General features: G+C 37.4%; 29 protein-coding genes. 19 read left to right on the top strand and 10 right to left on the bottom strand.

Annotated elements, in window-relative coordinates:
- Positions 1-154 precede the first annotated feature (154 nt).
- Complete coding sequence (locus AC1UFB_RS13515; RefSeq protein WP_025911152.1) at positions 155-955, top strand: YihY/virulence factor BrkB family protein; 801 nt, start codon at positions 155-157, stop codon at positions 953-955.
- A 28-nt stretch (positions 956-983) separates the two neighbouring features.
- On the opposite strand, the gene AC1UFB_RS13510 is transcribed toward AC1UFB_RS13515, so the two are convergent.
- From AC1UFB_RS13510 to AC1UFB_RS13500, 3 genes are all read right to left on the bottom strand, one after another.
- Positions 984-2,153, bottom strand: coding sequence for an MFS transporter (locus AC1UFB_RS13510; RefSeq protein WP_100347732.1), 1,170 nt, complete (start codon positions 2,151-2,153; stop codon positions 984-986).
- A 156-nt stretch (positions 2,154-2,309) separates the two neighbouring features.
- Positions 2,310-3,068: a TrmB family transcriptional regulator gene (locus AC1UFB_RS13505; protein WP_025911150.1), complete on the bottom strand. Its 759-nt coding sequence runs from the start codon at positions 3,066-3,068 to the stop codon at positions 2,310-2,312.
- Positions 3,069-3,219: 151 nt separating this feature from the next.
- Complete coding sequence (locus AC1UFB_RS13500) at positions 3,220-3,348, bottom strand: hypothetical protein (RefSeq protein ID WP_257788883.1); 129 nt, start codon at positions 3,346-3,348, stop codon at positions 3,220-3,222.
- 283 nt (positions 3,349-3,631) lie between these two features.
- Here AC1UFB_RS13500 and AC1UFB_RS13495 point away from each other — a divergent pair, with 283 nt between their 5' ends.
- The 5 genes from AC1UFB_RS13495 (at position 3,632) to AC1UFB_RS13475 (ending at position 6,162) form a co-directional block, all read left to right on the top strand.
- Positions 3,632-3,955 (top strand): MrcB family domain-containing protein, encoded by a 324-nt coding sequence (locus tag AC1UFB_RS13495; protein WP_100347733.1) that lies wholly within the window; start codon positions 3,632-3,634, stop codon positions 3,953-3,955.
- Between the two features lie 74 nt (positions 3,956-4,029).
- Positions 4,030-4,341, top strand: coding sequence for a hypothetical protein (locus AC1UFB_RS13490; RefSeq protein ID WP_482589399.1), 312 nt, complete (start codon positions 4,030-4,032; stop codon positions 4,339-4,341).
- Positions 4,304-5,194, top strand: a complete 891-nt coding sequence (locus AC1UFB_RS13485) for a DUF2357 domain-containing protein (protein ID WP_198511896.1) — start codon at positions 4,304-4,306, stop codon at positions 5,192-5,194. Before AC1UFB_RS13490 ends, AC1UFB_RS13485 begins: the two co-directional genes overlap by 38 nt.
- A 23-nt stretch (positions 5,195-5,217) precedes the next feature.
- Positions 5,218-5,655 (top strand): nuclease domain-containing protein, encoded by a 438-nt coding sequence (locus tag AC1UFB_RS13480; RefSeq protein WP_482589398.1) that lies wholly within the window; start codon positions 5,218-5,220, stop codon positions 5,653-5,655.
- A gap of 108 nt (positions 5,656-5,763) precedes the next feature.
- Positions 5,764-6,162: a DUF2750 domain-containing protein gene (locus AC1UFB_RS13475; RefSeq protein ID WP_025911147.1), complete on the top strand. Its 399-nt coding sequence runs from the start codon at positions 5,764-5,766 to the stop codon at positions 6,160-6,162.
- A gap of 235 nt (positions 6,163-6,397) precedes the next feature.
- Here AC1UFB_RS13475 and AC1UFB_RS13470 read toward each other — a convergent pair whose 3' ends face one another.
- On the bottom strand, positions 6,398-6,850 hold the full coding sequence (locus AC1UFB_RS13470; RefSeq protein WP_076512982.1) for a YndM family protein: 453 nt from the start codon (positions 6,848-6,850) through the stop codon (positions 6,398-6,400).
- A gap of 196 nt (positions 6,851-7,046) precedes the next feature.
- Between AC1UFB_RS13470 and AC1UFB_RS13465 the strand changes: the two genes are divergently transcribed.
- Positions 7,047-7,451: a hypothetical protein gene (locus tag AC1UFB_RS13465; RefSeq protein ID WP_025911145.1), complete on the top strand. Its 405-nt coding sequence runs from the start codon at positions 7,047-7,049 to the stop codon at positions 7,449-7,451.
- A 14-nt stretch (positions 7,452-7,465) separates the two neighbouring features.
- Here the strand turns inward: AC1UFB_RS13465 and ku are convergent, their stop codons facing one another.
- Both ku and AC1UFB_RS13455 read right to left on the bottom strand, forming a co-directional pair.
- Positions 7,466-8,281 carry a non-homologous end joining protein Ku gene (gene ku / locus AC1UFB_RS13460; RefSeq protein ID WP_025911144.1) on the bottom strand — a complete coding sequence of 272 codons (816 nt, stop codon included), beginning with the start codon at positions 8,279-8,281 and terminating at the stop codon, positions 7,466-7,468.
- A gap of 139 nt (positions 8,282-8,420) precedes the next feature.
- A complete protein-coding gene (locus AC1UFB_RS13455) occupies positions 8,421-8,864 on the bottom strand; it encodes an Hsp20/alpha crystallin family protein (protein ID WP_100347737.1) in 444 nt (147 codons plus the stop codon).
- Positions 8,865-8,958: 94 nt separating this feature from the next.
- Between AC1UFB_RS13455 and AC1UFB_RS13450 the strand changes: the two genes are divergently transcribed.
- On the top strand, positions 8,959-9,105 hold the full coding sequence (locus AC1UFB_RS13450; protein WP_153301167.1) for a hypothetical protein: 147 nt from the start codon (positions 8,959-8,961) through the stop codon (positions 9,103-9,105).
- Positions 9,106-9,116: 11 nt separating this feature from the next.
- Here AC1UFB_RS13450 and AC1UFB_RS13445 read toward each other — a convergent pair whose 3' ends face one another.
- Positions 9,117-9,260: a small acid-soluble spore protein P gene (locus AC1UFB_RS13445; RefSeq protein WP_061784644.1), complete on the bottom strand. Its 144-nt coding sequence runs from the start codon at positions 9,258-9,260 to the stop codon at positions 9,117-9,119.
- 150 nt (positions 9,261-9,410) lie between these two features.
- On the opposite strand from AC1UFB_RS13445, the gene AC1UFB_RS13440 reads away from it, so the two are divergent.
- Entirely contained in the window at positions 9,411-9,671 is a 261-nt protein-coding gene (locus AC1UFB_RS13440; protein WP_061784643.1) for a hypothetical protein, read from the top strand.
- Between the two features lie 118 nt (positions 9,672-9,789).
- Here the strand turns inward: AC1UFB_RS13440 and sspO are convergent, their stop codons facing one another.
- Entirely contained in the window at positions 9,790-9,939 is a 150-nt protein-coding gene (sspO, locus tag AC1UFB_RS13435; protein ID WP_025911139.1) for a small acid-soluble spore protein O, read from the bottom strand.
- Between the two features lie 218 nt (positions 9,940-10,157).
- Here sspO and acnA point away from each other — a divergent pair, with 218 nt between their 5' ends.
- The 7 genes from acnA (at position 10,158) to AC1UFB_RS13400 (ending at position 16,621) form a co-directional block, all read left to right on the top strand.
- Positions 10,158-12,878, top strand: a complete 2,721-nt coding sequence (gene acnA / locus AC1UFB_RS13430) for an aconitate hydratase AcnA (RefSeq protein ID WP_062686302.1) — start codon at positions 10,158-10,160, stop codon at positions 12,876-12,878.
- 177 nt (positions 12,879-13,055) lie between these two features.
- Positions 13,056-13,649 (top strand): peroxiredoxin family protein, encoded by a 594-nt coding sequence (locus AC1UFB_RS13425; RefSeq protein WP_025911136.1) that lies wholly within the window; start codon positions 13,056-13,058, stop codon positions 13,647-13,649.
- A 239-nt stretch (positions 13,650-13,888) separates the two neighbouring features.
- Positions 13,889-14,032: an FbpB family small basic protein gene (locus AC1UFB_RS13420; RefSeq protein ID WP_076512981.1), complete on the top strand. Its 144-nt coding sequence runs from the start codon at positions 13,889-13,891 to the stop codon at positions 14,030-14,032.
- A 43-nt stretch (positions 14,033-14,075) separates the two neighbouring features.
- The gene (locus AC1UFB_RS13415; RefSeq protein WP_025911133.1) at positions 14,076-14,219 is read left to right on the top strand and encodes an acid-soluble spore protein N; all 144 of its coding nucleotides are present in this window, start codon (positions 14,076-14,078) and stop codon (positions 14,217-14,219) included.
- A gap of 121 nt (positions 14,220-14,340) precedes the next feature.
- Positions 14,341-14,586: a small acid-soluble spore protein Tlp gene (gene tlp / locus AC1UFB_RS13410; RefSeq protein WP_100347738.1), complete on the top strand. Its 246-nt coding sequence runs from the start codon at positions 14,341-14,343 to the stop codon at positions 14,584-14,586.
- A 100-nt stretch (positions 14,587-14,686) separates the two neighbouring features.
- A complete protein-coding gene (locus AC1UFB_RS13405; protein WP_482589397.1) occupies positions 14,687-16,114 on the top strand; it encodes a phospholipase D family protein in 1,428 nt (475 codons plus the stop codon).
- 84 nt (positions 16,115-16,198) lie between these two features.
- Positions 16,199-16,621 carry an acyl-CoA thioesterase gene (locus AC1UFB_RS13400; protein WP_242529468.1) on the top strand — a complete coding sequence of 141 codons (423 nt, stop codon included), beginning with the start codon at positions 16,199-16,201 and terminating at the stop codon, positions 16,619-16,621.
- 34 nt (positions 16,622-16,655) lie between these two features.
- On the opposite strand, the gene AC1UFB_RS13395 is transcribed toward AC1UFB_RS13400, so the two are convergent.
- Both AC1UFB_RS13395 and plsY read right to left on the bottom strand, forming a co-directional pair.
- Positions 16,656-16,946, bottom strand: coding sequence for a HesB/YadR/YfhF family protein (locus AC1UFB_RS13395; protein ID WP_025911127.1), 291 nt, complete (start codon positions 16,944-16,946; stop codon positions 16,656-16,658).
- 369 nt (positions 16,947-17,315) lie between these two features.
- On the bottom strand, positions 17,316-17,906 hold the full coding sequence (gene plsY / locus AC1UFB_RS13390) for a glycerol-3-phosphate 1-O-acyltransferase PlsY (RefSeq protein ID WP_482589396.1): 591 nt from the start codon (positions 17,904-17,906) through the stop codon (positions 17,316-17,318).
- 187 nt (positions 17,907-18,093) lie between these two features.
- On the opposite strand from plsY, the gene AC1UFB_RS13385 reads away from it, so the two are divergent.
- From AC1UFB_RS13385 to parC, 3 genes are all read left to right on the top strand, one after another.
- Entirely contained in the window at positions 18,094-18,516 is a 423-nt protein-coding gene (locus AC1UFB_RS13385; protein WP_242531504.1) for a CoA-binding protein, read from the top strand.
- Between the two features lie 297 nt (positions 18,517-18,813).
- Positions 18,814-20,790: a DNA topoisomerase IV subunit B gene (gene parE, locus AC1UFB_RS13380; RefSeq protein ID WP_025911122.1), complete on the top strand. Its 1,977-nt coding sequence runs from the start codon at positions 18,814-18,816 to the stop codon at positions 20,788-20,790.
- Positions 20,787-23,219, top strand: a complete 2,433-nt coding sequence (gene parC, locus AC1UFB_RS13375) for a DNA topoisomerase IV subunit A (RefSeq protein ID WP_328100724.1) — start codon at positions 20,787-20,789, stop codon at positions 23,217-23,219. The genes parE and parC overlap by 4 nt, the downstream gene beginning before the upstream one ends.
- Positions 23,220-23,225 lie beyond the last annotated feature (6 nt).

Below are 23,225 nucleotides of genomic sequence, written 5' to 3'. Positions count from 1 at the left end.
AGCTCATTTTTCAAGTCTCTGATGATCTTATATGCTGATTTACTCGTTTGGTTAAGCAAAGGGGTGAGATGCTTTACGAAGAAATAAGTAATGAAACATATTTTAGTTTATTATACTAAAGCAAAGTGCATGTACAAAAAGAAGGTGTATACAAATGGTAGTTCAAACATCAAAAACGGTCTTGCAACGTTTTTTTTCAGAGCGTTTTTTTGACCAAGCAGCGCAAACAGCATACTATTTTTTATTGTCCTTTATTCCATTTATCATTTTTTTATTTTCATTGCTAAGCTTCTTTCCGATTGATACCAATAATTTATTGGTGCTTATTCAGCCGTTTGTGCCGGAAAGTGCATACGATATTATTGAAAGGTCGGTTACGTCTGTTTTAAACCAAAGCGGAAAGAAATTATTGTCCTTTAGCTTAATTGCTACGTTTTGGCTTGCTTCAATGGCGATTCAGTCTCTTGTACGCTCGTTAAATGATGCGCATCAAATTGAGCGAAAGCAAACTTTTCTTCATGCATTAATAAATGATTTGATTTTGACGCTTGGCTTTATGATTATCGTGTCACTGTCGCTTTTCGTTCCAATTATAGAGGAAATTTCACGACACTTTATCGTAACAAAAGTTAAAATTCCGGATTTTTGGTATACAAGCTGGACCATTATTCGTTGGGGAATCGGTACGAGTTTTCTGCTTTTATTCTTTATCTTTTTCTATAAAATGGTACCGAGTGCCAAAATTGCATGGAAAGAAGTATTGCCAGGGGCTATCTTTGCAACGCTAGGCTGGCAAGTGGCTTCAACTGGGTTTTCGTATTACGTGAAGTTTGGTAGTTATTCTGAAATATATGGTCAGTTGGGGAGTATTATCATCTTAATGATTTGGTTTTATTTAACCGCTGCTATTTTATTAATTGGAGGGCTAATAAACGGTCATCGTTATCAACGATAAAACCCGCTGCTACAAGCAGCGGGTTTTCTTATTTACTTTGAATAGAGTTAGTGGAAATGCTTGGGCGCGTTACAGCAATTACGGTTGCTAGTAGACCTAGTAAAACTAAAATAGAACCAACCCAACCGTTAAAGAGAGATGAATAGCCGTTAATAATAATTCCACCCACGTAAGATCCTGCAGCAATTCCCAAGTGAGAAATGGCAACATTTGTACTAATCAATACATCGGGATTGTCTTTGGCGCTTTGAATAATTAAGTTGTTCTGAGCTGGTGAAACGGCCCAGCTTAGAGCGCTCCAAACCGTCATCACAATTAAGAATAAAATAAAAGGCAGCTTAACGGCAAAAGGAAGAGCGACCATGCTTAGAAAAAAGGCACCGATAATTCCAATGACGGCAGTAGGTGCTCCAAGTTTATCAGAAAGAACGCCACCAAAACCTCCACCTGCTACGGCTGCTAATCCGAAAATGCCGTATACAAGCGTCACCATTCCGCTTGATAATCCAAATGTTTCTTGTAAAAACGGTGTGAAATAAGCATACAGCGTTAAGTGACCAGCTAATACAAAAAAGGTTGCGATATGAATAGACAGCATTTTTGTATTGCGAAGTGCATTAAGCTGTTGTTTAATCGGTACTACTGGAGCAGGTTCTAAGCGATCCATGCTAATTGCAACGATAACCATAATAATCGCTGTTAAAAGTGCAATTAAAATAAAGACTTCACGCCAACCAAACGCGTTTCCAATAAAAATGCCAATCGGAATCCCAAGTACTAACGAAGCGCTAATACCCATAAATACAATTCCTAGTGCTCTGCCTTGATATTCAGGTTTCACAAGGCGCGATGCCATTGTTGTAGATAACACAATAATGAACGATCCGCTCATAGCAGCTAATATGCGAGAAACCATCAGCATGGAGTAACCCGTACTAGCTAACGCTACGATATTACTTAGTAAAAAGATAAATAAAGCCCATAAATAAACTTTTTTACGTTCGAATTTTGCCGTAATGTTTAACAATACAGGTGCTGAAATTGCATAGACAAGGGAGAAAATGGAGATTAGATATCCAGCCTTTGCAATTGATACTTGAAATGAACTTGCGATGAGGTCGAGAATGCCTCCTAAAATAAGCTCAACAGTTCCTACAACGAAGGAAGCAATCGCAAGTATGTACACTTTATGATTCATAAATAAAACTCCTTTTAATAAAAGTTACAACTGTAATAGTAACCTTTATTGTAGCTCCTTTCAAGTGCAAAATTAAAAAAAGATTGCGTAAAAGCAATCTTTTTTTAATTAACGTCTATATGGAGTAAGAAAGTAGCGTGAGAGCTGGGGAGATTACTAATAGCGAAGACGAGTAAGAAGTCGCATAATCGTTTCATCTTCCAGCAGCTGCTCTTGGTATTTTTTTGTGATATATGTAAGAGCGACATCATGATAAAAAAAGTCGGTAAATACTTTAACAAGGGGCTGAGAGTTTGTCTTAATGGCTTTCCACGTCTCGTTTTCAATTCCTGCAAACAGCAAGGACTGTTCATCCACGATGACGAGCTGAGATGGTTCTAGCTTCTCATGGTGTTCCATGGGGTGAAGCGTGCTCGTATTTTCCAACGTCGTGCGCAAATCTCCAATTGTTAAGATTTCAACTGAAATTCCTTCTCTTTCTTTCTCTTCTAACAAGGGGCGGTAGTGCTCAAGCGTTGTATTCCAAGCCGATAGCAAAATGGAATGCGACGCATCTTGAATAAGTTCATCGATTGTAGCTATGATAGTTGCTTCATCTTTTAGTGTCCACACGTGATCATCTTGACTAACTTTCTTAATCTTATAAGACTGCAAATCGCGAATATCTTCTTCAAATTCTAAGCTTAACTTTTTAATAATGACATCAAGTGATACCGCAGAGTAAAACTTTTTTTTACCGGAAAGAGTGTTTAACACGACACCTTTTTCAATGAGTTTATCTAATACTTCATAGATTTTTGCTTTTGGTACCTGAGATGCACGCACGATAGCCGTTGCGTCCAACGACTCTTCGCTCGATACAAGCGCTTCATATACTTGACTTTCATATTGAGAATAACCGAACTTTTGTAACATAAAACCTCCAAGAGTCTCTTGTAATAAGTTATATGTATTTTATTATAACAAATCTAGTTTACAAAACCATGTTGTCAACGAGAATAGTGCGATTATTATCTATTCATAGTAATAAATAGAGGCATGATAAACTCCTTGTTATAGCATGGTTTTATCCGTGATTTCTGGCTGTTGATTCTCTTACTTTTCCGTATAGAAATTGAATGCCGGCATAAGTGAAAATAACAATACCACCTACTAGTAAAATGACGCATGCGCCTGCTTGGAAAAAATACTTCAATTTAAATCTCTCCTTTAATCCTTTATTTTCTATTTAAAATTTAATTAGTGAGTGTGTTTACTTTGGATGGAAGATTACTTTTGTTTCTCAATTATAAAATAAGGTAATAATCACACCCTACTACACGAGCTTACAGTTTTCTTACAAGACTGTAAGGAAACAGGCTTTCATAACATTTCTCTAATTAAAGCGCATACTATATAATAAAGATAAGAAAATACTGGAGAAAACAAGCATGGTCTTTTGGCGATGCTTTTACGTATAGAAAAGGAGGAATGAGTCGATGAGTTTACGAGAACGATTGCTATACGTTGCTGAAAATTTTTCTGCAAAAGAAAGCGATGCTTTGCTTTCTCACGAAGTCGACAATATGCTAACGAGACGAATTCCACTTTCACTTTATAAGCTTTCTGAAGTTAACCGCGAAGAATTCAAAATAACCGGAATGCAAACAGCGCTTTTCCCCTATATCAACATTGTGGACAAAAAGAGCGTAACGGGCCTTGCGATATCGTATGCGCTGAGTGAAGACGGACAGAGACTATACCTTGTGTTAAAAAGAGAAGAAGAAGATGCACCGATGCATACGTTGAGCATGGGGAGCTAATTAATGAGGTTACAAATGAGTTAATGTCTCTAAATGAATTATTAAGGCCTATCGATTGTCAAGTTGGTTATCGAATGAGAGACGAAATCTGTTTTTATATGATTTATGCTATTAAAAGCGGCGTGTTTACGTTTGATCAGGCATTTGACTTTCAGCTGTTACAAAAAATAGCTCCACGCATTAGTGGAGGTGACGTATACACGTTTGACGTATTAAAGGAACTATACTATTACTGTACGAATACATTTGTTGATCAAAATATTGAAACAGCTGTTATTGAAGCGGAACGAATGCGTTTTCCTCGCAGTGCGAAAAAAGTAATGGAGATGATTAGAAGGTATGAGGCATTTGGATATACATCATTCTGGACAAATACCGTTCGTTAAAATTGCCATGAGAAACTGTACCGTCACCATTAGCGGAAAAGCTGAAACACTTAATGAGGAAGTAAGCGAGTCGATGTTTTTTTCTTGTACAGGGCAAGATATTGAAAAGGTCGAAGTGTATCATCCTAAGGAGAGAGAGCATGTACAAAATTCACCTCTCCAGCCCTTATTTTTTGAAAATGAACAGTATGAAGTAATGGTGGTGTCAAAGGGACAAAAAGAGCTGTTTTTAGTAAATGAAATGACAGGCATCAAGCAAAAAAGTCGGAGTGTGTATGGAGACGGACAGTCAATTTTGTTCAGTACAATTCTTCTACAAAATGAAATTGGCTATACAACTTTTCATGTTATGAGCGGAACAGAGAAAATAATAGCTTTTACGCTTGAAATCTTTCCTACCAAAATGGACTATAAAAGCGATTACCTTTCCATAGTTGAATCCATTAATCAATCAACGTATGGGATGGCCTACAAACTGGTAGGTAATACGTATTTAAAAGGATCTTTGAATTTAACAGTAAAAGACGGGAATTGGCTCGAGTTTTACCACCTTATATCTCATCATTTTCAACCATTTATGAAATATATTAAGCAGATAGAAAAGCAGCCAACACGCACTGTTTTAAAAGAGAGAGATTTTATGAGAGGAGACCAGCTCAAAAAGTCAGATAGCTTATCAATAGGATACTTGCGTAAACACCCTAATTATTTCGTACCTGCTAAAAGGGGTGTTCGCTTAAAACGAAATAAGTATGTAATACCGAACAAAGTCATTGGCACAAGTAGAAGCGATACCGTAGATACGTTTGAAAATCAAACGGTAAAATGGATGTTAAAACACATAACAGCATAAAAATAACACAAAATGAGCTGTTCATGAATACAGGAGCATCACATCATGAATTCGTTTCAAAGAGCGGAAAACGTATCTATCTTTTTTATCAAAAGGAATTCAGATCAAAGCACACGACCACCCAAAGACCAGATTTAGTATTGACATTGGGAAAAAATAGTGGAGAATACGTGAACTATGTTTTTGATGCCAAATATCGGGTACACCGAAAAGGTCACGATTTTATTCCTAAAGAAGAAGACCTGAATACGATGCATCGATATCGTGATGCCATTTTAAATAGTAAAAATGAGCGCATCATTGAAAAGGCGATTGTATTGTTCCCAAGCAATGATAAAACATCTGTAGACTACTTTCTTAAAAGTATTGAAAAAATAGGAATTGGAGCTCTTCCTTTTTTACCAACCAATGAAAAAATAGTCCAAGACTTTATCTTAGGTCTTTTGACTAAATTTAACTAGTATATTCTTTAAAAGAAACGTAAGGTGGCACCGTTTTCTTAACGAATCTATATACTGAAAATAAGTTCAATTGAACTCCTTTAAAAAAATAGAAAATGGAGGGGAACAATGATGGTAGAACAATCAATATTTCAGCAATTAGTAAATGCTTCTGCTCATGATCGCTACACGTATTTTATCGAGCAAGTAATTAAATGCAAACGAGTTTGGATTGTTCTTGATGAACATAATCAGGTAAAGATGACCGGAAATGATGACAATAAGCGATTAGTACCCGTATGGCCTTGCAAAGAATATGCACAGTGTTGTTTACAGCATGCACCATCTGGCTGCAGAGTCATTGACATTTCTCTTGAGACATTTATGAATGAACTCTTGTTAGGTATGAAGAAAAAGGGCATGTTATCCTCTGTGTTTTGGAATGGATTAGATACTATTATTATCGGTGTTGATCAGCTATTATTCGACTTAGAGTGGGAAATTGGTAAGACAGAGATTATTCATTAACCCTTTTAGGTTTTAGCGGTTTTTATAATTAGATACAGGACCCTTAGACTGTTTTGGGTTTAAATTTTTAAGCTTGTTTTTGAGATAATCCTGTAGGATCTTGCGCTTTTTCTTTCGCTGTTTGTCGCGGTTTTTCATAGGTAATCACCACCTTTCTTTACTTTTATTATACGTAATAATCAGTATTGGTCACTAGTCAAAATAAAAAAATAACCGGAAAGCGCCTGCTTTCCGGTTATTTTTTTTGAGGATCATGAATATCTGAATCGTGCTCTTCCGCAAATTCAGTGCCATATGCAAAACCTTTTCGAAACTCTGTTCTTTTTACAGTACGCGTTCGATTTTGAAAGAAGTGCGCTAATGAGTAGCGATGTACAAGCACTTCAACACCGGTAATAATCGTTGCGGATAAAATGCTTCCCCATGCGATTTGCATATAGTTATTTAATAGAATTGTCCCGAATATCCATACGCTCATATAGGCCAAAATAAAATCAAAAGCAGTAGCTGCTTTATTACCTAAAGCGGGAAGAATAATGCGATCACCTAATATGTAAGATGCAGCGGTTACAAAAGCGCTAAACGATAAAATGTCAACAAACGTTGCATCGAAAAATAAATCCAGTCCAATAGCGAACGCAATCATACACGAAATGAATTTTACGATGATAATGGAAATGTGCTTCATGTGTTTTATAAACCTGCCTTTTCTTCTTAGTATGGACGAAGAATTACTTTTTATACAAAAGCAAACTTTATGTAATATTTCTGTGACAAATTTAGATATTAGTTGTAATTTCTTGTTGAATTTTCTAAAATGTAAAAAGATAGAGTCGCATCATATGTATATACGACAACGATGAATCTGACAGGAGGAGCAGGTTGTGAAGAAGATTTTACTATTCACAGTAGCTGCATTATTAGCTACATTTTTTATTGATCGTGCCTATAGTGAACGCAATCAGGCACAGCTAGAGTCTCAATTAGTAGATGAGATAAATAAAACAAAAGAAGAAACGAAAAGCGACTACGCAGTGATTGATTTTAATGAACTCTTTGATTTTAACTGGGATGAAGTATATGTCTTTGGCCCAGAAGCGTCAGTAAAGGATGTTAATAAAGAACTTGGATTTAAATGGTCGGATGCTACATTAAACAGCGTATTAAATAGTCAGGAAAATGTAGTTGTATTTGTAGAAAACAAACAAATTACTCAGTATATAAAAGTTCCCGTAGATTATGGAACCATTATTCCTAAAGAATCTGTAGTGAAAAAAGCGAACAATTAATATTGTTCGCTTTTTTATGCCTTTTTCTGAATCGCCTTTTTACGAGGCTTTCTCGGCTTTAAGTTGGATTGATCGATACTTAGTTTTAACATTTGCATAAGCTTTGTAACGTCTTGTTCAGACTGCTGTTGACTGAAAGAAGCCATAGCGTCTTTGCTTTGAATTAGTTCATGTAGCATATCACGATAGTCGTTATGATGCATTTTTGGTTCAAACGGAGCGGACAACTTATTAATGATTTCCATAGCTGCTTCACGATCTTTGGTTGATAGAGAAGGCAAGGCGTCGACATGAGGCACGTCTTGTACATGGCGAAGCTCTTCATGAAAGTGCAGCGTTTGTAATAAAAGGCAGTCTCCATAAGAACGAATGATTGCAAGCTGCTGCTTGGAATATAGAAAGACCTTTGCAATACCAACCTTTCCACTTAGTGCAAGCCCCTCCAATAAGACGCTATATTCGTACCCACCAAATTCATTGGCTGAAATATAATAACTTTTATCAAAGTAGATTGAATCAATTTCTTCTAGCTCGACAAAATGTAAAATGTCAATGGTCTTACTTTGAGAAAATCGCTTTTTTAGCTCATCTAGCTCATGTTCTGATAATGTCACAAAATGACCTTCACTTGTTTCATACCCCTTAATTAGTTCATCTGATGCAACATCACGTTCACAATGTTCACAGCGCTTTACATGATGGATGGGTTTATAACAAACCGAGTGCAGCGTTCGTAATTTAATGTCCTTGTCTTCAACTGCCCCGTGAAGCTTAATTGGAAATTCAATCAGTCCAAAAGACAGCTGGCCTTTCCATGCTGTATGAAGCAAAAGATCACCTCGTTTTTTTCTATAGTGTGCAACGAGGAAGAGAAGATATGTACATCATTAATTAAGACTATTAAAACGTAAATAGCCTTAATTAATCTATGTTCTAAATAAACAATTTAAGAGAGCATTTGAATAGAGTTTATTCGCTGAAGAAGGGTTGGATAGGAACATAAGCAGTGGGAGAAGTCACGTTGGAGTTTTTGTAAATGGTAATTTCTAGTATGGAATTCTGAAGGGTTCCGACAATTTTTTTATTGGTTAACAAAAAAGGAAAATCAATTGTTTTTCCAATTTTTTCCTCACGTAAAGCTTTTTGAGACGTATGCCGTTTATCATCATATTGCTCATAGCTCACTTGCTTTGTTGCTACAAGAAGAAGAGTTTGTAATTCAACTGATACATGGATATGGTGAGGATGATAGCCAACAAGCTCTATTTCCACAATATAAGTATCTTCCGTTTCGAATAAATCTGCGCGAACAGAATCATAATCTAAATAGCTCATAAAAGGATTTTCCAAAATTAACTCTAGCAGTTCTTGAAAACTTTTTGAGCAATCGTTTTTAGAATGTTTGTTGTTCATACTTGTTTCCTCCGTTATGATACACGTTCTTCCATAACCATCATATGCAAGCTTTCAAAGATTGTGAAATGATGTATAGAAAGGAAAAGATACTGTGACTCGAAATGAACGCAGAAATGATGAAGTTACAACAGAAATTTTATCAGGAGTTATGCCGTTACCTCTTTCAGAAGAAAGAGATAACGAGCTGCCAGAGGAAATTCAAGCGATGCAAGCTAATAAACAAAAAAAGAGCCGTTAAGGGCTCTTTTTTTACATATCGTGACCGCTATTATGCTTTTGACGAGTATGTTGACGATTCTTTACTTTATGAGATCCACTAAGCGGTTCAGGTTGCCCAGTTTGATGTCCTTTAGGTGCGTTTTTATGCATGTCTTTACTATCGTTTTTGTTCATATGAAAGCTCCTCCTTTTCGTTGCTTCTTTCTTAATGTCGCTCATTATAGAAGCATCTATGCTCGGCATTTTTAACCTGTAAAAGAGGGGTATGAATAGCAGAGGGATATGAAACAATACAACAGAACAATGTAAAAAAGGAGAGATATTATGCCATATCATAAAAATAGTCAGCAGGCTTTTCAAGCAGCTCAACAAGGCCATAAACAAACGCTAGATGCGTATGCACAATCAAATATTGTAAAACACGATGCGGCGTATGGGCATGAGCTAAAGCTTCTTAAAGAAGAAATTAATGAAACATATGAACAAATTAACAATGCGCTGGAAACAGCTACTGAAACGCAGCGTCAGCAGCTTACACAGTTTCAGCAGGACTTGCAGGGAATTATGAACGAAGTGAATGAATAAATAGCCAAAAAGCCATGTGAAAACATGGCTTTTTATGCTAGAAATCATGAGGTTTAAGGTATGTGCTTATCTAACACTGATAATCATTATGAACGATAAAGCACGATGTTAAACTAGCTCATTGATTTTTTTTGCGTTTTTTATTATTTTGCTTTTGTTGTTCAGTTAGCGGCTCATTTGAAAATTCTTCATTGTAACCTGCTCCTTTTCCCTGAGCGCTAGCAGCGTTAGCTCCAGGAATGACGTGCTTTGATTTATGATTAGCCATTTTATTCACCTCCATTTTTAATATGCACAAAAGTCGATGAAATATGAATTATTAGAAAATGTTTGTGATTAATGATTATGTTATAAGAAAAACTTATGTAAATTAATAACATTCTTTTTATTTACTTATGTATAACATTATATTAAGATAGATGGTGAAGGGAATAGAGGATGGGGTAAGTAAAATCCTTTATACATAGCATTTAAGGGGGTAATGAAATGACTAAAAAAGACGTTTTTAACGCTCGTTCGTCATTCACAGTTAACGGTAGCACATATAATTATTACCGCTTACAAGCATTAGAAGAAGCCGGTTTAGGAGCAGTTTCAAAACTACCGTATTCAATTAAAGTATTATTAGAATCCGTTCTTCGTCAAGTAGACGGACGTGTAATCACAAAAGAGCACGTAGAAAATTTAGCAAAATGGGGAACTGATGAAATTCAAGAAGTAGATGTGCCGTTTAAGCCATCACGAGTTATTCTTCAAGACTTCACAGGTGTACCAGCAGTTGTTGACTTAGCATCTTTACGTAAAGCAATGGCTGATTTAGGTGGAGACCCAGATAAAATTAATCCAGAAATTCCAGTAGATCTCGTAGTTGACCACTCAGTTCAAGTAGATAAAGCGGGAACATTAGATTCTTTACGAGTAAATATGGATCTTGAGTTTCAACGCAACACAGAGCGCTATAAGTTCTTAAACTGGGCTCAAAAATCATTTGATAACTATCGTGCTGTACCTCCTGCAACAGGAATCGTACACCAAGTAAATTTAGAATATTTAGCAAACGTAGTCCATGCAGTAGAAGAAAACGGAGAGTACTTAGCGTTTCCAGATACATTGGTCGGAACTGACTCTCATACAACAATGATTAACGGTATTGGCGTTCTAGGTTGGGGCGTTGGTGGTATTGAAGCAGAAGCAGGAATGCTTGGTCAACCTTCGTATTTCCCAGTACCAGAAGTTATTGGAGTGAAGCTAACTGGTGAATTACCAAATGGTACAACAGCAACAGACCTTGCTTTAAAAGTAACGCAAGTACTTCGTCAAAAAGGTGTTGTTGGAAAATTTGTTGAATTCTTCGGACCAGGTGTAGCTCAACTTCCATTAGCAGATCGCGCCACAATTGCTAACATGGCACCGGAATATGGAGCAACCTGTGGATTCTTCCCAGTTGATAGCGAAGCGTTAGACTATATGCGTCTTACGGGTCGTGATGAAGCTGATATTCAGGTTGTCGAACAATATACAAAAGAAAACGGCTTATTCTATACTCCAGATGCAGTAGAGCCAACGTTTACAGATGTAGTAGAAATTAACTTAGCCGAAATTGAATCAAACCTTTCAGGTCCAAAGCGTCCTCAAGATTTAATTCCACTTTCAGACATGCAAAGTGAATTTAAAAAAGCGCTAATAGCTCCTGTAAGTAATCAAAGCTTTGGCTTAAGTACTTCTGATGTAGAAAAAGAAGTAACATTTAAGCTTGCTGACGGTACAGAAACAACAATGAAAACAGGTGCAATTGCTATTGCTGCAATTACAAGCTGTACAAATACATCAAATCCATACGTATTAGTAGCGGCTGGTTTAGTAGCTAAAAAAGCAGTTGAAAAAGGATTAGATGTTCCAGCTTACGTAAAAACATCATTAGCACCAGGTTCAAAAGTTGTAACGGGCTATTTACAAAGCTCAGGCTTACTTCCTTACCTTGAAAAAATTGGTTACAACGTAGTTGGATACGGCTGTACAACATGTATCGGAAACTCTGGTCCATTAGAAGACGAAATCGAGCAAGCAATTGCAGATAACGATTTATTAGTTACGTCAGTGTTGTCAGGTAACCGTAACTTTGAAGGTCGTATTCACCAGCTTGTAAAAGGAAACTATTTAGCATCTCCACCGCTTGTTGTAGCGTATTCTCTTGCTGGTACAGTTGATATTGACCTGCAGAAAGATCCGATTGGTGTAGGAGCAGACGGTAAAGAAGTATTCTTTAGCGATATCTGGCCTTCTCAAGACGAGATTAAAGAAGTAGTAAAAGCAACTGTAACGCCAGAATTGTTCCGTAAAGAGTATGATCGCGTGTTTGATGATAATGAGCGTTGGAACGAAATTGAAACAAGTGAAGAAGCGCTTTACACGTGGGATAATGACTCAACATATATTCAAAACCCGCCGTTCTTTGAAGGGTTATCTGAAGAGCCAGGTGAGGTAGAAGCATTAAATGACCTGCGTGTTATAGCGAAGTTTGGAGATTCTGTAACGACAGACCATATTTCACCAGCAGGTTCAATTGCAAAATCATCACCAGCTGGCCTGTATCTACAAGATAAAGGCGTTGAGCCAAGAGACTTTAACTCATACGGATCTCGTCGTGGTAACCACGAGGTAATGATGCGCGGTACGTTCGCAAACATCCGTATTAAAAACCAAATTGCACCAGGTACTGAAGGTGGCTGGACAACGTACTGGCCTGAAAATAAAGTGATGAGCATTTACGATGCTTGTATGAAGTATAAAGAAGAAAACACAGGTCTTGTTGTATTAGCAGGTAAAGATTACGGAATGGGAAGCTCTCGTGACTGGGCTGCTAAAGGAACAAACTTACTTGGTATTAAAACGGTTATCGCTGAAAGCTTTGAGCGTATTCATCGTTCAAACCTTGTGTTAATGGGTGTTCTTCCACTTCAGTTTAAAGAAGGCGAAAGCGCTGAAACATTAGGCTTAACTGGAACTGAAACAATTAGTGTTCAAATTGATGAAACAGTAAAACCACGTGACTTTGTAAAAGTTACTGCAACGGATGAAGCTGGGAACAAAAAAGAGTTCGACGTATTAGTTCGTTTTGATAGCGAAGTTGAAATTGATTACTACCGTCATGGTGGTATCTTACAGATGGTACTACGCGATAAGCTTCAATCAAAAACGCACGCATAAGATAGCAGAAGCGCACCTTTTTAAGGTGCGTTTTTCTTTTCGTTTTTCATAAAACGCTTTCGGATATGGTATGATAATAAAAGATTCACATTTTAGGATGATTTTGCATGTTCTTGTACATATATAAAGAAAAAGGGTCTGTAATTTCATAGAAGCTGGCTGAAAGGAGTAAGCATAATGCTAAAAAAAGTTATAGCAACACTTTTACTGGTAGGCTTTGCAAGCTTTGCAGCGTGGCAAGCTTTAGCACCAAAAGATGATGAAGGAGAAAAGTTATCATCGTATGAAGACTTGAACATAAAAGAAGGACAAGCTGAAGTAGCAAATGGAGAGCCGTATGGTTTAGAACCTGGAGATCAAGCTCCTCCGTTTACGTTAAAGGATACACAAGGTAAATCAGTTCAGCTATCAGACTTTAAAGGAAAAAAGATTATCTTGAATTTTTGGGCTACGTGGTGCCCTCCTTGTAAAGAAGAAATGCCAGCTATGCAGCAGTTTCACGACACATCAGGAAAGGAAGTTCATATCCTAGCTGTAAATTTAACGTCGTCTGAAGGTAGTAAACAAAGTGTTTCAACCTTTTTAAAAGAAAACAAACTATCGTTTCAAGTGCTTCTAGATGAAAAAGATGAGGTAGCTACGAAAGCATATCGTGTGATGACAATCCCAACTTCATACTTTATTAATGAAAAAGGTAAAATTGTTAAGCGTATTAACGGACCAATGACGCTAGAACAAATGGAGACCTTTGCGTCTGAAAGCAGCTCATAATGGCTGCTTTTTTTTTGAATAAAATGAAACCTTTTCATAGGCATGTTCGTATAGAAAGTATGCTCAAAAATCGATCGTTACTTTAGAAAAAGCTACGTGTTTTAACAAAAAAAATGATCAAATTTGGAGCATTTTGAATTTTTTAGGTTTAATGTGAAGGATTATGGCAAAAATAATAGTAATTTATTGTATAGTTATTTTTCAGACTTTTCAAAAATTAAAAAGGATAGGTGATAAAGATGAGAAGAGTAAATAAACGCACGTTTGAAGAGTTAGTAAGAGAGAATAAAAGCAAGTTGTTAGAAGACCAACAAGAGATCGAGCGAATTGAGCTTGCGATTGAAGAGCGTCTAGAAAAACGTATGCTTGAAAAGGCTGAATAGTTCCTTCTGAAACTGGTTACAGTAACAGCAAGGAGGGGTTAACATGGGAAATCCGAAGAAATTCGCCAAACGTTTTGTACCTGACCACATTGGCACTCAGCCGCGAGAAGCCGGTGGTAACAATGGCAAGAAAATGCAAGATAAATCAGGAAAACACCCTCAGGTTATTCAAACAAAGGGAGAATAGAAAGTCGCTGAACAGCGACTTTTTTTGTGTTTTAAAAGGGTGTTATTTTCCACTTATACAAAGAAAAAACCGCTGCATACTAGAGATGTACAAAAAAAGGATTTTAAAGGAGGATTTTACTATGACATGGAGTAAACCAAACCCAGATGATCGTAGCAACAATGTAGAACGCTTACAATCAATGGTTCAAAACACGATTGATAATATCGAAAAAGCTGAGGCTACAACGACGCGAGCGACTGGAGAAGAGCGTGCGAAAATTGAGCAAAAAAATCATAATCGAGAAGTAAGTATAGAGGCAATGCGCAATGAAATTCAAGACGAATCTAAAGCTCGTGAAGAAGGATATCCTAATTCGACTAACTAAGAAACATAAAGGCCAGAATTGGCCTTTATGTTTCTTTTATGTTTCTAATGAACAAGGAAAGGGAATAAACAGCTGATACTACTTATGAGGAGGAGAACTGGTGGGGCGCCTATTAACAAAAAAAGCAACATATCTCATGCTTGCACTTATATTATTACTGACAATTGTCGCATGCTATCATACATATAAGCCGCTACCTGAAGGCGTTTCATACGAAGGAAACGTACACTACGTAAAGGACGTATCGCTGTTATATGACTTAACTTATCAAAGCGGTGATGAAGTTAAAAGCGAGCAGCAAATTTTTCGGCGGATTTTTGAAGCGATTGACAATGCAGAAAACTTTATCGTTATGGATATGTTCTTATTTAACGGCTACTATGACCAAGGTGAAACCTATCCACCTATTAGCGATACGCTAGCGAGAAAGTTAATTGAAAAGAAAAAGGAGCAACCAAACGTAGACATCTATTTCATTACCGATGAGGTAAATACAACGTATGGTTCACATGAATCAGAGTGGCTAGAATCATTAAAACGAGCGGGGATTAAGGTTGTTGAGACAGATGTTACAAAGCTTAGAGACTCCAACCCTCTATACTCAAGCGTTTGGAGAAGTTTTTTACAGTGGTTTGGACAATCTGGAGAAGGATGGCTTGCCAATCCATTTGGTGAGAATGCACCGAAAATTACGGCGAGGTCCTATTTAAAGCTTTTTAATGTAAAAGCTAACCATCGGAAAGTTGTAGCTACTGATAAGACAGCCGTTATTTCATCAGCCAACCCTCACGATGCAAGTGGTCATCATTCCAATATGGCTTTTGAAGTGCAGGGAGATATCATTGGTGAGATTGTTAAAACAGAAAAAGCAGTTGTCGATTTTTCGAGCGATGTACAAATCCCGAAGCTGAGCTATGAAAAAGCTCCGAGCGGTGACATTGGTGTACAGCTATTAACGGAAGGAAAAGTGTATAAAGAAATCCTCAATACACTGGATCAAGTAGAATCAGGGGATGAAGTATGGCTAGGTATGTTTTATCTTGCTGATCGCAAAGTTGTAGAAAAGCTAGTACAATCGTCAAATAAAGGAGCTAAAGTCCGACTTGTTTTAGACCCGAACGTCAATGCTTTTGGACAAGAAAAAATTGGCCTTCCGAATCGCCCTGTAGCTGCTGAGCTATTAGATGATTCAAGCAATAAAATACAAGTACGATGGTATAACACAGACAAAGAACAGTATCATCCAAAAACTCTATTTGTTCGCGGAAAGGACCAGAGTACGATCATTGGGGGATCAGCCAATTTTACAAAGCGTAATTTAGATGACTTGAATTTAGAAACCAATATTAAAATTACCGCAGGATCTGACGAAGATATCTCGGAAGAAATGAATAAATATTTTACACGCTTATGGGGAAACGAAGATGCAACCTATACTCTTCCGTATGAAAAATATGAAAATAAAATAACCATTTTTCAAACATTGCTGTATCGTATCCAGAAGATGCTTAGTTTCACAACGTATTAAAACGCGAGCCGATAAGTAGTGAAACTACACCAATTTGTGGTAATATAGTACCCGTATGATTGCGATGTAGGAGGAAATAAAATCATGATTTCAATAAAAGAAATTGATGTACGCTATAGTGAAACGGACCAAATGGGCGTAGTGTATCATGCGAACTACTTAGTGTGGATGGAATTAGGGCGTACGCAGTTTATTCGAGATTTGGGCTTTAATTATGCTGAAATGGAGAAAGATGGTATTTTATCACCAGTCATTGACATTAACGTTTCCTATAAAAAGCCACTTCATTACGGAGAAACAGCTAAAATTCAAACGTGGCTTGATTATTATGATGGCTTGCGCGTTGTGTATGGATATGAAATTATAACGCCAGATGGAAGTATTGCTCTAACTGGAACTTCTTCGCATGTTTGCGTGAAAAAAGAAAACTTCAAGCCGATTTCCATTCGAAAGCAGTTGCCGGAATGGCATGCAGCTTATGAAAACGCTAAAAAAGGCAAAGAGTAAAAAAAGCATCGATGTATAGTCGATGCTTTTTTTATTATGCTTCGTAAATAAATTCAGGTTCACTTGCCTCTTCATTAAAGACAACTTTTAAATCATGACCATCGAAATACCAAAGATCTTCTTCTTCTACAAAGAATGTTAAACCATTAACTTCAGCTTTGACACCGATATTGGACGGCTGGTCTTTATTAATACCAAGCGAGAATCCTTTTTGAACATTACTACAACCACCGTAGCGAACGAAAAAGCGCAAATGTTCATTGCCTTCTAACATCATTTCATCTTTGTACCATTGGGCAGCTTGTTCTGTTACGTTTAATTTCATTGTGTGTGCTCCTTCCATCACTAGGTTTCCTTTCTTATTATAGTAGAAAAAAGCTAAAATTACCATTAATACAATTGGATGAACGTGGAAGGGTAAAAAAGATAGTCAAAGGAGTTATAAAGTAAACAATGTTCTAAATAACCACTTTGACTACCTTCTTCATTTAAATTCATAGGGCTTCTCAATTGTTTCCCAGCAATGAATGCAATAACGACTGCTTTGCGTTTGTTTATGAATCTTTTTTTCACGCTTACACATTGGACAGCGGCTCGGCTTCATCTCAATCACCTCCTACTGTCAGTATAGCTAAAAAATATAAATGTATTCGCTTACAACGATGAAAATAAAAGAAATGAAGGCTTTTTACCTTCATTTCTTTTTTGAGAAAAACGTAACTTTTGGTTCCGTCCCTTGACGAATTCGACCAAGATTCGCGCGGTGGCGATAAATGACAAAAAAAGCCAAGAATCCAACAATGATGATTAAAATTAGTTCGCCTGTAAATAGTGTATAAATAAATGCAATGATACCTGCAATCATTGAGGATAGCGATACATACTTGGTGATGTATAAGCAAATGAAGAAGCAAGCAAGCAATGTTAAAAATAAAAGAGGCTCATAAAATAATAAAACACCTGCAGATGTGGCAACGGCTTTGCCACCTTTAAACTTCGCAAATAGCGGATATGTATGTCCAATAACGGCGAATAAACCGACGAAAAGAGGATGAACCCCTGAATGAAACAAAACAGCTAATGAAGCAGCAAACGTTCCTTTTAAAATGTCTCCCAGCGTTACAAGGATACCTGCTTTTACTCCTAGCGTTCGAAAGCTGTTGGTCCCTCCTAGGTTTCCGCTCCCATGTTCACGTATATCGATGCCATATCCCCATTTTCCAACAACTAGTCCAAAGGGAATAGAGCCGATGATATAGGCCAGAATAGGTAATAGATAATCCATTTGACAAAAGCTCCTTTATCTATATATCGTATCTATTTTACCATGAGATAGCAAAAACACCATACATAGTTTTTCAGCAGAGTCTTTTTTTCTGTAAGTTTGAAGGAAATGTTTACAAAATATTAAAAAACGGGTAACATATGCAGGAAATTTAGTTTATACATCGAACGTTTAAGCATAAAAGGAGATGAAAAGTGTGACAGTTCAAATTCCATCACGTGAAGAATTAGGAAAGATTCTAAAAGATAGTAAGCGAATTGCAGTAGTAGGGCTATCAGATAATCCAGAACGAACGTCGTATATGGTTTCAGAAGCTATGCAAAAAGCTGGTTATGAAATTATACCAGTTAACCCATTAGTCGATGAAGTATTAGGTGTGAAAGCCGTAAAATCATTAACAGATGTTGAGGGGCATGTTGATATTGTAAACGTGTTCAGAAGATCTGAGCATTTATTAGATGTTGCGAAAGAGTTCTTAGAAATTGATGCGGATATTTATTGGGCTCAGCTAGGACTAATAAATGAAGAGGCATATGAACTTTTAGCAAGTAAAGGCTATACGGTTGTTATGGATCGTTGTATTAAAGTGGAACATGCGTTAACGAAATAAATCTTTGATAGGATATGAAAAACCCATGCGTGAATGGAAGCATGGGTTTTTCATATCTTCGATCAAATGACTGTTAGACAACGCTTCAAAGGTCATCTATAATCAAGGGATAGAGCTATATAAGCTTTTATAATACGGAAATATGTGCTAAAATCGTTTAAGTGTGCTAAAATAGAAACGTATGTTCTTACTGAGCGGATGAAACACGAACGAGTAAAGATAAACATATAAAAGGCAGCGCACTGCTGTCTTCTACATAATGAGGAAAGTGTGTTTGTATGGAAGGGGTATGTATGAATGGCTCAAAAGCAAAAATTTAATTATAACGAAGATGCAATTCAAGTATTAGAAGGATTAGATGCTGTTCGTAAACGACCAGGAATGTATATAGGAAGCACAGATACAAGAGGGCTTCACCATTTAGTTTATGAAATTGTCGATAACTCGGTTGATGAGGCGCTAGCAGGATATGGTGAAGAAATCATTGTAACCATTCACCAAGATAATTCCATTTCAGTGCAGGATAAAGGGCGCGGAATGCCGACCGGTATGCATAAATTAGGAAAACCTACACCTGAAGTTATCTTAACAGTACTTCATGCTGGAGGTAAGTTTGGGCAAGGTGGCTATAAAACAAGCGGTGGTTTACATGGTGTAGGTGCATCGGTTGTAAATGCGTTATCTGAATGGTTAACGGTTACAATTTACCGCGATGGTACCATCTATGAACAACGCTTTGAAAACGGCGGGAAACCCGTTACAACGTTAGAGAAAAAGGGAACAACGAGAAAAACAGGAACGACCATTCATTTTAAGCCGGATCCATCCATTTTCTCAGCAACTGTTTATAACTTTGATACATTAAGCGAACGCTTACGTGAATCGGCGTTCTTGTTAAAAGGTTTTAAAATTGAACTAATTGATAAGAGACATAATCAGCACGAAGTGTTTCACTATGAAACGGGAATTGAAGCTTTTGTTACATATTTAAATGAAGAAAAAGATACGCTGCATCCAGTTGTTTCTTTTGAAGGTTTTCAGAATAATATTGAAGTAGAATTTGCGTTTCAATTTAACGATGGTTATTCAGAGACGATTTTATCCTTTGTTAATAACGTTCGTACAAAAGACGGTGGAACGCACGAATCCGGAGCAAAAACGGCGATGACACGTGCGTTTAACGAATATGCAAGAAAAGTAAATCTTCTAAAAGAAAAAGATAAAAACCTTGAAGGGACGGACATACGTGAAGGATTAGGTGCGATTGTTTCTGTTCGTATCCCAGAAGAACTTCTTCAATTTGAAGGTCAAACAAAAGGGAAGCTCGGGACAAGTGAGGCACGTTCATCTGTAGATGCTGTTGTTTCCGAAAAGTTAGCGTATTTTTTAGAGGAAAATCCAGACGTAAGCTCGCTGCTTGTAAAAAAAGCCATTAAAGCTGCTCAAGCAAGAGAAGCTGCGAGAAAAGCAAGAGAAGACGCACGTAACGGTAAAAAAAGAAAGCGTCAAGAAACGGTTCTAAGCGGTAAGTTAACACCTGCACAATCACGTAATCCACAAAAAAATGAGCTATATTTAGTTGAGGGAGACTCTGCTGGTGGTTCTGCTAAACAAGGTCGTGACCGTCGTTTTCAGGCTGTACTGCCTTTGAGAGGTAAAGTTATTAATACTGAAAAAGCGAAGCTTCAAGACATTTTTAAAAACGAAGAGATTAGTACGATTATTCACGCAATTGGCGGCGGTGTTGGAGCTGAATTTGAAGTGGATGATATTAACTATGACAAAATTGTCATTATGACCGATGCCGATACAGATGGAGCTCACATCCAAGTACTACTTTTAACATTCTTCTATCGCTATATGAAACCATTAGTTGAAGCAGGAAAAGTATTTATTGCCCTTCCGCCTCTGTATAAAGTAAGCAAAGGAACTGGAAAGAAAGAAGTTCTAGAATATGCTTGGAGTGATGAAGAATTAGAAGGGGCGATAAAAAAAGTTGGCAAAGGCTATATGATTCAGCGTTATAAAGGTTTAGGAGAAATGAATGCAGATCAGCTATGGGAAACCACTATGAATCCTGATACAAGAACGCTTATTCGTGTGCGCATTGATGACGCAGCCCGAGCAGATCGTCGTGTTACTACGCTAATGGGGGATAAGGTAGAACCAAGACGAAAATGGATTGAAAGTAACGTAGCGTTTGGACTAGAAGAAGATCCAAATATTTTAGATAACGAAAATGTAGTAACGGTCTCAGAGGAGGATGTACAATGACACAAACAGAACGATTTTTAGATTTACCTCTTGAGGATGTAATTGGCGACCGCTTTGGACGATATAGTAAATATATTATTCAAGAGCGCGCGCTACCCGATGCAAGAGACGGATTAAAGCCGGTACAGCGCCGCATCTTGTATGCAATGCATGTGGAAGGAAACACGGCTGAAAAAGGGTTTCGTAAATCAGCAAAGACAGTTGGTAACGTAATCGGTAACTATCACCCGCATGGAGATTCCTCGGTTTATGATGCGATGGTGCGTATGAGTCAAGATTGGAAAGTACGAAACGTACTTGTTGAAATGCACGGGAACAACGGTAGTATTGACGGTGATCCACCGGCAGCAATGCGTTATACGGAAGCACGTTTATCAGCAATAGCATCTGAGTTATTACGTGATATTGACAAACAAACGGTAGAGTTTGTTCCTAACTTTGACGACACTAGCGAAGAGCCGACGGTGCTCCCAGCCATGTTCCCGAGTCTACTTGTAAATGGCTCAACTGGAATTTCTGCCGGGTATGCTACTGAAATTCCACCTCACCATCTTGGAGAAGTCATTGACGCAACGATTATGCGAATTGATAACCCATCAAGCTCAGTGGAGGAGCTAATGACCGTCATTAATGGTCCAGATTTTCCAACTGGGGGTATTATACAAGGCATTGATGGAATCAAAAAAGCTTACGAAACAGGTAAAGGGAAAATAATCATTCGCGGAAAAGCAGAAATTGAAGATGTGCGCGGCGGAAAGCAACAAATTGTGATTACAGAAATTCCGTTTGAGGTGAATAAAGCAAACCTTGTTAAAAAAATGGATGAGCTTCGCATTGATCGCAAAGTAGAAGGCATTGCAGAAGTTCGTGATGAAACCGATCGCACAGGTCTGCGAATTGTCATTGAATTAAAAAAAGATGCTAATGCACAAGGTGTCTTACACTATTTATATAAAAATACTGATTTACAAGTGCCTTACAGCTTTAATATGGTAGCTATTTCAAAGAAACGACCGAAGTTAATGAATCTACCAAGCATTTTGGATGCTTATATTGAGCACCAGCGTGAAGTCGTAACCAATCGGTCGAAATATGAATTAACAAAAGCGAAGGAACGCGAACACATTGTTGCAGGTTTAATTAAAGCTTTATCCATCTTAGATGAAGTAATTGCCACCATTCGAGCGTCAAAAGACAAGCGAAATGCGAAGGATAACTTAATCACGCAATTTGACTTTACAGAAAAGCAGGCAGAAGCAATCGTTTCCTTACAGCTATATCGCTTAACAAATACTGATATTACAGCGTTAGAACAGGAGTCAAAAGAGCTTACAGAAAAGATTATAGAGCTAGAGGCCATTCTAGCAAGTGAAAAAAAGCTTTTTAACGTTATTAAAAAAGATCTTCGCCGCGTGAAAAAGCAGTATGGTGACGAGCGCCGTGCAAAGATTGAAGCGGAGATTGAAGAAATTAAAATTAACCTAGAAGTTATGGTTCCTTCTGAAGATGTCATTGTGACGGTCACAAAGGATGGCTATGTCAAACGCACAAGCTTACGCTCATATTCAGCTTCGAATGGACAGGATTTTGGTATGAAGGACACGGATCGGATTCTTTCAAAGTTAGAAATTAATACAACAGAAACGCTCTTAATTTTCACAAGAAAAGGAAACTATTTATATCTCCCTGTACATGAACTTCCTGATATTAGATGGAAGGATATGGGGCAGCATATCATGAACATTGTTCCAATTGATAAAGACGACCATATTGTGAAAGCCATTCCAATTAAAGAGTTTAAAGAAGATTACTATTTATTATTCTTTACGAAAAACGGCATGATTAAAAAATCTGAGTTGCTACAGTATAAGGCGCAACGTTATTCTAAAGCTCTAGTCGCTGTGAATGTAAAAGGTAATGACGAAGTAGTTGATGTGTACGTAACAAATGGCAAGCAGCAGGTCTTTATTGCCACTCGCCAAGGATACGGCTTATGGTTTGCTGAAGAGGAAGTCAATGTTGTTGGAACGCGCGCTGCAGGTGTAAAAGGAATCAATTTGAAAGAAAATGATTATGTCGTTAGCGGAGCTGTTTTTAGTGAAGAAAAAGTGAAGGAAACAGATTTATTTATTACAACGCACCGAGGTGCTATTAAGAAAACAAAAATGACAGAATTTGAGCAGTCATCTCGAGCGAAACGTGGATTAGTAATGGTTCGTGAATTAAAAGCAAATCCTCATCAAATTACAAAAGTGCAGATTGTCACGAAGGAAGATGAGGTTGTGATACAGTCTGAGAAAAATCAAACAGAGCGCATTGATCCAGCGTCAATGCGATCAAGCGATCGCTATAGCAACGGTTCATTTGCAATCGATCAAGCGGAATCCGGGGACGTTATTGATATGTGGATTGAAAAAAAAACAAAATAATAAACT

The sequence above is a fragment of the Priestia sp. KCTC 13724 genome (assembly GCF_056820425.1).
The sequence above is the reverse complement of the archived record's forward strand: the minus strand, read 5'-3'. Positions and strand labels throughout refer to the sequence as shown.

What these genes read in the sequence shown, in the direction of transcription:
- AC1UFB_RS13395 (WP_025911127.1), bottom strand. Translation starts at nt 16,946, where the DNA reads ATGAAATTAAACGTAACAGAACAAGCTGCCCAATGGTACAAAGATGAA.
- AC1UFB_RS13515 (WP_025911152.1), top strand. Translation starts at nt 155, where the DNA reads ATGGTAGTTCAAACATCAAAAACGGTCTTGCAACGTTTTTTTTCAGAG.
- parC (WP_328100724.1), top strand. Translation starts at nt 20,787, where the DNA reads ATGACACAAACAGAACGATTTTTAGATTTACCTCTTGAGGATGTAATT.
- AC1UFB_RS13385 (WP_242531504.1), top strand. Translation starts at nt 18,094, where the DNA reads ATGAAAAGTGTGACAGTTCAAATTCCATCACGTGAAGAATTAGGAAAG.
- AC1UFB_RS13475 (WP_025911147.1), top strand. Translation starts at nt 5,764, where the DNA reads ATGATGGTAGAACAATCAATATTTCAGCAATTAGTAAATGCTTCTGCT.
- AC1UFB_RS13415 (WP_025911133.1), top strand. Translation starts at nt 14,076, where the DNA reads ATGGGAAATCCGAAGAAATTCGCCAAACGTTTTGTACCTGACCACATT.
- AC1UFB_RS13400 (WP_242529468.1), top strand. Translation starts at nt 16,199, where the DNA reads ATGATTTCAATAAAAGAAATTGATGTACGCTATAGTGAAACGGACCAA.
- AC1UFB_RS13490 (WP_482589399.1), top strand. Translation starts at nt 4,030, where the DNA reads ATGAGAGACGAAATCTGTTTTTATATGATTTATGCTATTAAAAGCGGC.
- AC1UFB_RS13495 (WP_100347733.1), top strand. Translation starts at nt 3,632, where the DNA reads ATGAGTTTACGAGAACGATTGCTATACGTTGCTGAAAATTTTTCTGCA.
- plsY (WP_482589396.1), bottom strand. Translation starts at nt 17,906, where the DNA reads ATGGATTATCTATTACCTATTCTGGCCTATATCATCGGCTCTATTCCC.
- AC1UFB_RS13425 (WP_025911136.1), top strand. Translation starts at nt 13,056, where the DNA reads ATGCTAAAAAAAGTTATAGCAACACTTTTACTGGTAGGCTTTGCAAGC.
- sspO (WP_025911139.1), bottom strand. Translation starts at nt 9,939, where the DNA reads ATGGCTAATCATAAATCAAAGCACGTCATTCCTGGAGCTAACGCTGCT.
- AC1UFB_RS13440 (WP_061784643.1), top strand. Translation starts at nt 9,411, where the DNA reads ATGCCATATCATAAAAATAGTCAGCAGGCTTTTCAAGCAGCTCAACAA.
- AC1UFB_RS13445 (WP_061784644.1), bottom strand. Translation starts at nt 9,260, where the DNA reads ATGAACAAAAACGATAGTAAAGACATGCATAAAAACGCACCTAAAGGA.
- AC1UFB_RS13505 (WP_025911150.1), bottom strand. Translation starts at nt 3,068, where the DNA reads ATGTTACAAAAGTTCGGTTATTCTCAATATGAAAGTCAAGTATATGAA.
- tlp (WP_100347738.1), top strand. Translation starts at nt 14,341, where the DNA reads ATGACATGGAGTAAACCAAACCCAGATGATCGTAGCAACAATGTAGAA.
- AC1UFB_RS13510 (WP_100347732.1), bottom strand. Translation starts at nt 2,153, where the DNA reads ATGAATCATAAAGTGTACATACTTGCGATTGCTTCCTTCGTTGTAGGA.
- acnA (WP_062686302.1), top strand. Translation starts at nt 10,158, where the DNA reads ATGACTAAAAAAGACGTTTTTAACGCTCGTTCGTCATTCACAGTTAAC.
- AC1UFB_RS13420 (WP_076512981.1), top strand. Translation starts at nt 13,889, where the DNA reads ATGAGAAGAGTAAATAAACGCACGTTTGAAGAGTTAGTAAGAGAGAAT.
- parE (WP_025911122.1), top strand. Translation starts at nt 18,814, where the DNA reads ATGGCTCAAAAGCAAAAATTTAATTATAACGAAGATGCAATTCAAGTA.
- AC1UFB_RS13480 (WP_482589398.1), top strand. Translation starts at nt 5,218, where the DNA reads ATGAATACAGGAGCATCACATCATGAATTCGTTTCAAAGAGCGGAAAA.
- AC1UFB_RS13455 (WP_100347737.1), bottom strand. Translation starts at nt 8,864, where the DNA reads ATGAACAACAAACATTCTAAAAACGATTGCTCAAAAAGTTTTCAAGAA.
- AC1UFB_RS13470 (WP_076512982.1), bottom strand. Translation starts at nt 6,850, where the DNA reads ATGAAGCACATTTCCATTATCATCGTAAAATTCATTTCGTGTATGATT.